Origin of the sequence: Pseudoalteromonas sp. APC 3893 (genome assembly GCF_030408095.1) — a bacterium.
In the GTDB taxonomy this organism is placed as follows: domain Bacteria; phylum Pseudomonadota; class Gammaproteobacteria; order Enterobacterales; family Alteromonadaceae; genus Pseudoalteromonas.
The window spans coordinates 178,546-187,411 of sequence record NZ_JASDCD010000007.1; the positions used below are offsets into that span (position 1 = coordinate 178,546).

Genomic DNA, 8,866 nt, shown 5'->3' on the forward strand with positions numbered 1-8,866 from the left:
ATTGAGCTATGCTTAATAATCGCGTTCAACTATATATTTGGCTAAATTTTCTAGTTGCTTAGTATCTGCATCTATTTTTGCTAAAGCATCGAGAGCTTGATTTAATAGTTGTTGTGCTTTTTGTTTAGCCCCAGCAAGGCCTAGCAATGCCGGGTAGGTTGCTTTATTTGCTGCAATGTCCGAACCTTGTGGTTTTCCTAGAGTGAAGGTGTCACCTTCGACATCAAGAATATCGTCCTGTACCTGAAAAGCCAAGCCAATAGCATTGCCAAATATTGTCAATTGCGCTAGCGTTTGCTCATTAACACTCGGTGCGCTTAATGCTCCAAACGTTATTGCACAGTTTAATAATGCACCTGTTTTAAGTTTATGGATTCTCTCAAGAGCAGCTAAATTAATTGCTTGATCCGTAGCTGCTATATCCAACGCTTGTCCGCCTACCATACCTTCAATACCTGAAGCTTTACTTAATGCGGCAATCATTTTTACTTGTTGGTTCGCAGGTATTTTGAATTCATGATTCGCGATTAAATCAAACGCTAATGTTTGTAAGGCATCACCAGCTAAAATAGCATGTGCTTCACCATAAACTATATGGCAAGTAGGTCTACCTCGGCGAAGTTCATCATCATCCATTGCGGGTAAGTCATCATGAACCAATGAGTAACTATGAATGCACTCAATTGCAGCCGCAAGGATGTCTAAATCTTGTTTGTTTGCACCAAGCATTTCTCCTGTGGCATAAACAAGAAAAGGACGTATACGTTTACCACCATTTAAAATACCATAGTGAGTGGCTTCTTTAATGCTATCTTCTGTATCAAGAGGCTGCGAAAAATATTGATTTAGTGTTGCTTCAACATCTTGTCGAGCAGATTTTATCTGTTGTTTTATTAGCACCGACTATTCCATATTATTATTAAAATTGCTTAACGCTGACTGTGGGTCATTACCCATTAAAATAGCCACTTTTTGTTCTGCTTGTTGGAGCTTATTAGACGATGCATTTGCTAATGCTATTCCGCGTTCAAACTGTTTTAATGATTGTTCAAGCGATAAATCACCTTGCTCCATGTCTGTGACGATTACGGTTAATTCTTCAAGTGCTTGCTCGAAGCTCAAGTTTTCAGGTTTTTTAGTCGCCATAGTGGATTTTACTTAGATGAGATAAATGTGAGGCCAATTTTAGGGGGAATGCTAAACTAGGTCAAAGACTGATGCATTTTTTTTATGTATTTTCGTTTTATGGCGACATTTTAATTAGCTGAACCTAGGGTTAACCCTTGCGGGTTGGGGCAGTTTGATTAGAATGACACTATAATAGGCAGTAAACTTAAATCATTTATTTAACTAAATGATTTAAGTAATTCAATGTTTTGCCGATAAGCAGTTAATAATAAAAGTTTGTTACCTTAAGTAGCAAAATAGCAATTCCTCTGGAGGGGTAAGTGGATTTAGCAACCATTATAGGTATTCTCGGAGCAATTGGCTTAATCGTGATGTCGATGGTGCAAAGTAGTAACGGTGAAGTTGCTATGTTTTATAATACGCCATCAGTTGTCATTGTATTTGGTGGCTCGATTTTTATCGTATTGTCAAACTACACAATGGGTCAATTTTTAGGTATTGGTAAAGTGTGCGCTAAAGCGTTCATGTTTAAAATTGAATCCCCAGAAGAGTTGATTGAAAAAGCGGTAGAGCTGGCAGATTCAGCGCGCAAAGGCGGTTTTTTAGCCCTAGAAGAAGCTGAAATACCCAATGCATTTATGCGCAAAGGGGTTGATATGCTAGTTGATGGACATGATGCCGATGTAGTACGTGCGACTTTACAAAAAGATATTTCGCTTACTACCACACGTCATGAATCCGGCGCGGGCTTATTTAAAGCACTGGCAGATATTGCTCCCGCAATGGGTATGATTGGTACATTAATCGGTTTGGTGGCTATGCTTTCAAACATGGATGATCCTAAAGCGATAGGTCCTGCAATGGCTGTTGCATTATTAACGACTTTATACGGCGCCTTTTTAGCTAATGTTATCGCCATTCCTATCCAAGTTAAATTAGAGCTGCGTAAAGAAGAAGAAGCAATGAATCAGCGACTTATTCTAGATGCCGTACTGGGAATTCAAGATGGTCAAAATCCAAAAGTAATAGAAGGTATTTTGAAAAACTACCTTGCTGAGTCTAAACGCAATGTGGATACCGAGGAGTAAGCATGTCTGAGCAAGAGTGTAAATGTCCACCTCCAGGTTTACCTGCTTGGATGGGCACATTTGCTGATTTGATGTCATTATTAATGTGTTTCTTTGTACTCTTGCTCGCATTTTCAGAAATGGATGTGCTTAAGTTCAAACAAATAGCTGGCTCGATGAAGTTTGCTTTTGGTGTGCAAAACAAAATAGAAGTTAAAGATATTCCTAAAGGAACCTCCGTGATAGCAATGGAATTTACCCCAGGTAAACCAGAGCCTACACCAATTGAGACCATTCAACAGCAAACTGTTGAAATGACACAGCAAATGCTTGAGTTTCAAGCTGGGGATGAAAGTTCAGCGGGTGGTCGTCAAGAGCAGCGTGGTAATAAACGTGGTGGTGAGTCACAAAGTACCGCTCAACAGCAAGCATTAGATCAAGCCTCAGCTTCTGCAGATCAAGAGCAAGTCAACGAACTGGTTAAAAAGATAGCTCAGCAATTAGAACAACAAATCATGGATGGCGCAATTGAACTTGAATCGCTAGGTCAGCAAATCATTATCCGTATTCGTGAAAATGGCTCATTCCCATCAGGGAGTGCTTTTTTACAGCCCCGATTTAAGCCTATTATTCAAGACATAGCGACTTTATTAAAAGATGTACCCGGTGAAATTACGGTTTCAGGCCATACCGATGATTTCCAAGTATCTAATGAGCTATACACCAATAATTGGGATTTGTCTTCAAAACGAGCGGTCGCGGTTGCATCTGAAATGCAAAAAGCTCAGGGTTTTGATAAGAGCAGAATGGTCGTTGTAGGGCATGCTGAAACGCGACCTCTGGTACCAAATGAGTCAGATGCCGACAGACGACGTAATCGCCGCGTTGAAATTTCCATAATGCAGGGTAAAGCGAAAGAGTCCGACCCAATCGAAGTTAGGTGATGATGCTTGGCAAAGTACCGATTTTAGCATAAAGTAAATGCTCCTTAGCAAGTGTAACGGAGTGACTTATGAAAAAGATTGATAAATATAGCTATATGCCCGGTAATGGTTCAGGTGGCGATGATGAAGAAAAGAATGTTAAGTAACGCGAATGCTTAATTGGGTGAACAATTTAATTTTTGTACTTGAACATAGCTGGGTGCTGTTTTTGCTCCCAGCTATTTTTATATTCTATCTACGTAAGGATTGGTTGGCATTTCGCTTCGCTTTGATTACAGCAGTTTTCTTTTTGTATGGCGCAGTGATTTATTCAAGCTTAAGAGAGTTTGATGACCCATATATTTGGCGCTATGTTGTCTGGGCATTTAACGATTTAGCGTGGATGGCCTTGATTGCTTATTTAGGCATTAAAGATAAGGTTTATCTTTGGCAAAGTGTGCTCGGCCAACTTGTAGTTATAGCTGCACCTTTATTACAGCTATTTCGCTTAGTAGATCGTCATCTTTGGGATCTCTCTTACAGTACTATGATGTACAAAACCCTTCTACCAATCATTAACATTGCTACAGTAGTCATCTGCTATTTACCACTGATTTATGTATTACTGCGCAAACCTCAGGTTAATATTTCCCAGTAAATTTTTTTGTGCTAAACTACTGTTTATATAAACAGCTGTTATGGTCCAGGTGTGAAATTATACATTGCTGAAAAACCTTCCCTTGGTCGTGCTATTGCCGATGCTTTACCTAAGCCACATAAAAAGCATGATGGCTATATTGAAGTTGCTAATGGTGATTGTGTTTCTTGGTGCATTGGCCATTTGCTAGAACAAGCTGAACCTGATGACTATAGCGAGCAATATAAAAAGTGGCGCTTTGATGATTTACCTATCATCCCTGAGCAATGGCAATTAAAAGCTAAAACAAAAACTCGTAAGCAGCTCACCATTTTAAAAAAGCTAATCAAACAAGCTGATCTATTGGTTCACGCAGGCGATCCTGACCGCGAAGGACAGCTTTTGGTTGATGAGGTCATCGATCAAGTCAAGCTATCTCAATCTAAAAAGCAGCAAACTCAACGTTTACTAATTAGTGATTTAAATATTAGTGCGATAAAAAAAGCTTTGGCAAGTATGCGCATCAATCGTGACTTTATTCCACTAAGTGTTTCTGCACTGGCCCGCTCCCGTGCCGATTGGTTGTTTGGTATGAATTTAACACGTGCGTATACCTTAGCAGGGCAAAAAGCTGGGTTTGGTAATGTGCTTTCAGTTGGGCGAGTGCAAACTCCAATCCTTGGCTTAGTGGTAAATCGAGATAATGAAATTGCTAACTTTGTAGCAAAACCATTTTATGAAGTGTTGGCTCACTTAACAACATCAGAGCAACACTCGTTTACAGCTAAATGGCAACCAAGTAAAGCGTGTGAACCTTATCAAGATGAAGAAGGACGAGTACTGCATCGAGGCCTTGCAGAGAATGTAGTATCAAGAATAGCAGAACAAAAAGGCGAGGTTACGGCACTTGAGCAAAAACAGAAAAAACAACAAGCCCCTTTACCGTATAATTTATCAGCCCTACAAATAGATGCGGCAAAAGCGTTTACGATGCCAGCACAAAAAGTGTTAGATATTTGCCAAACGTTATATGAACGCCATAAGCTCATTACTTATCCTCGTTCAGATAATCGTTATCTGCCAAAAGATCACCATCGGGAAGCTGCGAGCATTATAAAAGCGATTGCCAATAATGGTGGGCAAAGTGAAGCGCATTGTAGTCAGGCTGACACCAGTAAACGTAGTAAATGCTTTAATGATGCAAAGGTAGCTGCGCATCACGCCATTATCCCGACCGCTAAACAATTAACGTCGGCAAGGTTGAGCTCAGACGAAGCTAAGGTTTATAGCTTGGTCTGTAGGCATTACCTCATTCAGTTCTACCCTGACTATATATTTAATGAAACAAAGGTTGAGCTAACTATTGCTGGTGGTTTATTTAAAGCGAATGCAAAACAAGAGGTCAGCTTAGGTTTTAAAGTACTCATGGGTAAATCAGCGCTAAAAGATGAGCAAACTTTACCACCGTTAGTTAAAGGGCAAGTGCTTGACTGTAGCCATGGCGAAGTGGTTGATAAAATGACGACCCCGCCAGCTCATTTTACGGATGCAACCTTGTTAAGTGCCATGACGGGAATAAGTCGTTATGTGAAAAATCCAGATATCAAAAGAATTCTAAAAGACACTGATGGCTTAGGAACTGAAGCAACCCGTGCAGGTATTTTAGAACTATTATTCAAGCGCCGCTTTTTACAACGCCAAGGTAAAAGTATTTTAGCTACAGAGACAGGAAAAGCCCTTATAGGAGTATTACCAGAAGGCTTAGCTAGCCCTGATTTAACCGCGAAGTGGGAAGCTTCATTAGGCGATATCGCAGAGCAGCGTATGAGCTACCAACAGTTTTTAACTCCGTTATTAAACGATTTATCACATTTTATCGGCCAAGCAGGCCAATGTAATAGCCAAGCCTTTGCGCAATTACCAAAAACGCCGCAAAAGCGACGTTTTAAGAGAAAAGCTAAACCAAAAACAAAATCAGCCTAATTACAAACTCGATTTAGTTATTAAACAGCGCAACGGCTGCATTACTCATCGCTTTAATACCTGTAGGTAAGGCGACTTTGTAATCTGGGGCGAACTTACTCGAATGCAATGACGGTAGAGTCTGCCCGGATTTTTGTGCTGCAGTATATTGTGATTGCTCTACGCCACCGAGCCAAAATAACGTGATAGGAATATTTTGCTCGGTTCGGCCATATAAACCAAAATCTTCGCCAGCCATAACTGCTTGCGTTTCTAGCACGTTATCTTTGCCAATAGCTGAGCTAATCGCATTACGTACAATATTTGTTTGTTCAGGGTTATTATAAGTTGATGGAATTGACTCATCTTCATGAACATATACTTCTGGCATGAGTGACTTGTCTAAGCCTGCACTTAACGCAATTCCTTGGGAAATTCGCTTTATCGCTGCAATTTGTTGTAAACGTACTTCTGGGTTATAGCTACGCAGTGTAAGTTGAAGCTTTACTTGATCAGAGATCACATTGTGTTTTGAGCCCCCATGAATAGAGCCCACAGTTATAACGGAAGGCTCTAGCGGAGAAAGTTCTCGGCTAGTAACAGTCTGTAATGCTAATACAATACGTGATGCTATAACGATAGGGTCAATAGTGGTATGTGGGTAAGCACCGTGTCCGCCTTTACCCTTTACGGTGATATCAACAGAGTCTACACTGGCCATAGTGTATTCGTTTTTCATACTCACTTTACCAGCAGGAACACTAGCACTAACATGTAAGGCAACCACATGATCAGGTGTAGGGAACTTAGAGAATAAACCTTCTTTTAGCATTGCTTTTGCACCACCACCGACTTCTTCAGCAGGTTGCGCGACCATCATTAATGTTCCCTGCCATGAATCTTTATGCATAACAAGCTGTTGTGCCGTGCCGATAAACGAGCTCATATGAATATCATGACCGCAGCCGTGCATCACACCCACATTCGCGCCATCGTCATTTACTACTGTAACTTTGGATGCGTATGACTTACCCGTTTGTTCTGTTATAGGAAGGCCATCAGTATCAGTTCGGATCATCACTGTTGGGCCATCACCATTTTTAAAAACACCGACAACACCAAAGCCACCTACATTATCAGTAACCTTAAAACCAAGTTGTTTTAGTTGGTGAGAAATTTTTAGACCGGTTTGTTGCTCGTGATATGAAAGTTCAGGAGATTGATGTAAATCTAAATAAAACTTTTCGATAGCGGGCATGGCTTTATCGAGCTTGAGATCTAACGTTGTGGCACTGGCCAATGGACTTATAAAAAGCAAGGTGGCGCAAAGTTTGTGAAATTTCATAAAAGACCTTTTGATTTATGGCTTGTGAACTGGGCTTGTAATTATTGTATCTGCCACCATATAAAACCCTAAATAGTCTGATATGGCAATCAATCGTAATGAATAATATGGTAAATGTTAATCCACAAAACCTTCAGCAAGTGTTAGGTGAAACCTCACAAGAGAAACTTGTGTTGCTTAGCTTCTATTCGGCACAAAGTCCTGAGTGTCAATCGCAAGCTGCTATTTTAGAAAAAATTGCCAGTGAATATGCAGAGCACTTACTTGTCGCGACACTGGATTGCGATGTAGAGCAACAGTTGGCAGCGCAACTAGCACAGCAAATAGGTTTACAAACCCTACCAACACTTGTGTTTTTAAAAGACTCCGCCCCTGTTGATATGCTACCTGGCGCGCAAACAGAGCAACAAGTGCGAGAAGTACTTGGTAAACATTTACCAGCACAACATGAGCTACTACTAGAACAAGCTAAGCAGGCTCTCGTTGCACAAGACTTAAATAGTGCATTTAATTATGCCAAACAAGCTTATGAACTAGATACTACTAATGCACGTATTAAATTAGTATTAGCAGATATTTGTATTCAAATTCATAAACTAGATGATGCGCAAGCATTGCTGGATACAGTTGAAGAAGGTGAGCGTGATGCGTATTACACAAATATTCGTGCTAAATGTGAACAAGCTCTTGAAGCGACCGATTCGCCTGAAATTAAAGCGATGCAAGCGCAGGTAGAAAAACACCCTAATGATCTTGAGCTAAAGGTACAGTTGAGTAACTTATTAAATGAAGCTGGACGAAAAGAAGAAGCGCTTGAGGCATTGTTTAATGTACTTAAGAAAGACCTAAACTTTGATGAAGCTAAACCAAGCTTTTTAGCTATTATTGCAACGCTCCCTGATGGCGATGTTTTAGCAGCTAAATACCGCCGTAAGCTATATAGTATTTTATACTAATTTACCTATCCAATTTTCTAATTTTAATAAAGCACCTATTCGGGTGCTTTATTGTATAAAGAGTGATTACTTATAAATAGCTAATAAGTTGAAGCGTAAAACGGTAGTTATCCACAGTTTTTTGTGGGTAACTTGTGTGGTTTCGGTGTGTATGTGGGCGTTGTAATTTAATTGCAAAAATAGTGATAAAAACGCTTGCGTAAAAATCTGTTCTCCCTATAATGCGACCCCACTGAGACGGCAGAGCAGGCAACGCTTAGCGAGCCAAGCAAGTCACTTAGTAAGTCGAGTAAAACTTGAGTTTAGATTTTCAAAAAGTTTAAAATTAAGTGTTGACAAAAAAATAGGAAAGCGTAACATGCGCAGCCCTAGCGAGATAAAGCAAAGCGCTTTAATCGCAACGTTCTTTAACAATATAAAGCAATCATCTGTGTGGGCACTCGTACAGATTGAGTTCTAACAGCAGATTCTAGTTCGCTAGATGACGCAAAAAATTTAGAGTCTCAATTGAAACTGAGTGACCAACAGAATAGTTACTTTGGTAATTATTCAGCACAGTCAATTCAATATCGAAAGATATTAAATAAATTCAGAATTCATTGAGCTGTTCTTCACTCTTTATTGGGTGGGAACAAGAAAACTTTTAATTGAAGAGTTTGATCATGGCTCAGATTGAACGCTGGCGGCAGGCCTAACACATGCAAGTCGAGCGGTAACAGAAAGTAGCTTGCTACTTTGCTGACGAGCGGCGGACGGGTGAGTAATGCTTGGGAACATGCCTTTAGGTGGGGGACAACAGTTGGAAACGACTGCTAATACCGCATGATGTCTACGGACCAAAGGGGGCT

Annotated in this window: 8 protein-coding genes and 1 rRNA gene; 6 read left to right on the forward strand and 3 right to left on the reverse strand. The window is 40.2% G+C overall.

The window, feature by feature from the left end; all coding sequences use genetic code 11:
* Positions 1–12: 12 nt before the first annotated feature.
* Both ispA and QMA12_RS11205 read right to left on the reverse strand, forming a co-directional pair.
* Positions 13–900, reverse strand: coding sequence for a (2E,6E)-farnesyl diphosphate synthase (ispA, locus tag QMA12_RS11200; RefSeq protein ID WP_290210231.1), 888 nt, complete (start codon positions 898–900; stop codon positions 13–15).
* 3 nt (positions 901–903) lie between these two features.
* Positions 904–1,146 carry an exodeoxyribonuclease VII small subunit gene (locus QMA12_RS11205; RefSeq protein WP_290210232.1) on the reverse strand — a complete coding sequence of 81 codons (243 nt, stop codon included), beginning with the start codon at positions 1,144–1,146 and terminating at the stop codon, positions 904–906.
* Positions 1,147–1,448: 302 nt separating this feature from the next.
* Here QMA12_RS11205 and pomA point away from each other — a divergent pair, with 302 nt between their 5' ends.
* The 4 genes from pomA to QMA12_RS11225 all read left to right on the forward strand — a co-directional run bounded on the left by pomA (position 1,449) and on the right by QMA12_RS11225 (position 5,738).
* A complete protein-coding gene (pomA, locus tag QMA12_RS11210) occupies positions 1,449–2,216 on the forward strand; it encodes a flagellar motor protein PomA (protein WP_087530951.1) in 768 nt (255 codons plus the stop codon).
* Between the two features lie 2 nt (positions 2,217–2,218).
* Positions 2,219–3,139 carry a flagellar motor protein MotB gene (locus QMA12_RS11215; RefSeq protein ID WP_087530950.1) on the forward strand — a complete coding sequence of 307 codons (921 nt, stop codon included), beginning with the start codon at positions 2,219–2,221 and terminating at the stop codon, positions 3,137–3,139.
* Between the two features lie 151 nt (positions 3,140–3,290).
* Positions 3,291–3,776, forward strand: a complete 486-nt coding sequence (locus tag QMA12_RS11220) for a hypothetical protein (protein WP_087530949.1) — start codon at positions 3,291–3,293, stop codon at positions 3,774–3,776.
* 51 nt (positions 3,777–3,827) lie between these two features.
* Positions 3,828–5,738: a DNA topoisomerase III gene (locus QMA12_RS11225; protein WP_290210233.1), complete on the forward strand. Its 1,911-nt coding sequence runs from the start codon at positions 3,828–3,830 to the stop codon at positions 5,736–5,738.
* A 13-nt stretch (positions 5,739–5,751) separates the two neighbouring features.
* On the opposite strand, the gene QMA12_RS11230 is transcribed toward QMA12_RS11225, so the two are convergent.
* On the reverse strand, positions 5,752–7,062 hold the full coding sequence (locus QMA12_RS11230) for an amidohydrolase (protein ID WP_290210234.1): 1,311 nt from the start codon (positions 7,060–7,062) through the stop codon (positions 5,752–5,754).
* A gap of 98 nt (positions 7,063–7,160) precedes the next feature.
* On the opposite strand from QMA12_RS11230, the gene QMA12_RS11235 reads away from it, so the two are divergent.
* Together QMA12_RS11235 and QMA12_RS11240 are read left to right on the forward strand one after the other, a co-directional pair.
* Positions 7,161–8,018, forward strand: coding sequence for a tetratricopeptide repeat protein (locus tag QMA12_RS11235; RefSeq protein ID WP_290210235.1), 858 nt, complete (start codon positions 7,161–7,163; stop codon positions 8,016–8,018).
* Between the two features lie 644 nt (positions 8,019–8,662).
* A 16S ribosomal RNA gene (locus QMA12_RS11240) occupies positions 8,663–8,866 on the forward strand; the annotation flags it as partial.

Bases quoted from the DNA above. Each gene is read 5' to 3' on its own strand.
- QMA12_RS11205 (WP_290210232.1), bottom strand. From the start codon at position 1,146: ATGGCGACTAAAAAACCTGAAAACTTGAGCTTCGAGCAAGCACTTGAA.
- QMA12_RS11215 (WP_087530950.1), top strand. From the start codon at position 2,219: ATGTCTGAGCAAGAGTGTAAATGTCCACCTCCAGGTTTACCTGCTTGG.
- QMA12_RS11220 (WP_087530949.1), top strand. From the start codon at position 3,291: ATGCTTAATTGGGTGAACAATTTAATTTTTGTACTTGAACATAGCTGG.
- QMA12_RS11230 (WP_290210234.1), bottom strand. From the start codon at position 7,062: ATGAAATTTCACAAACTTTGCGCCACCTTGCTTTTTATAAGTCCATTG.
- QMA12_RS11235 (WP_290210235.1), top strand. From the start codon at position 7,161: ATGAATAATATGGTAAATGTTAATCCACAAAACCTTCAGCAAGTGTTA.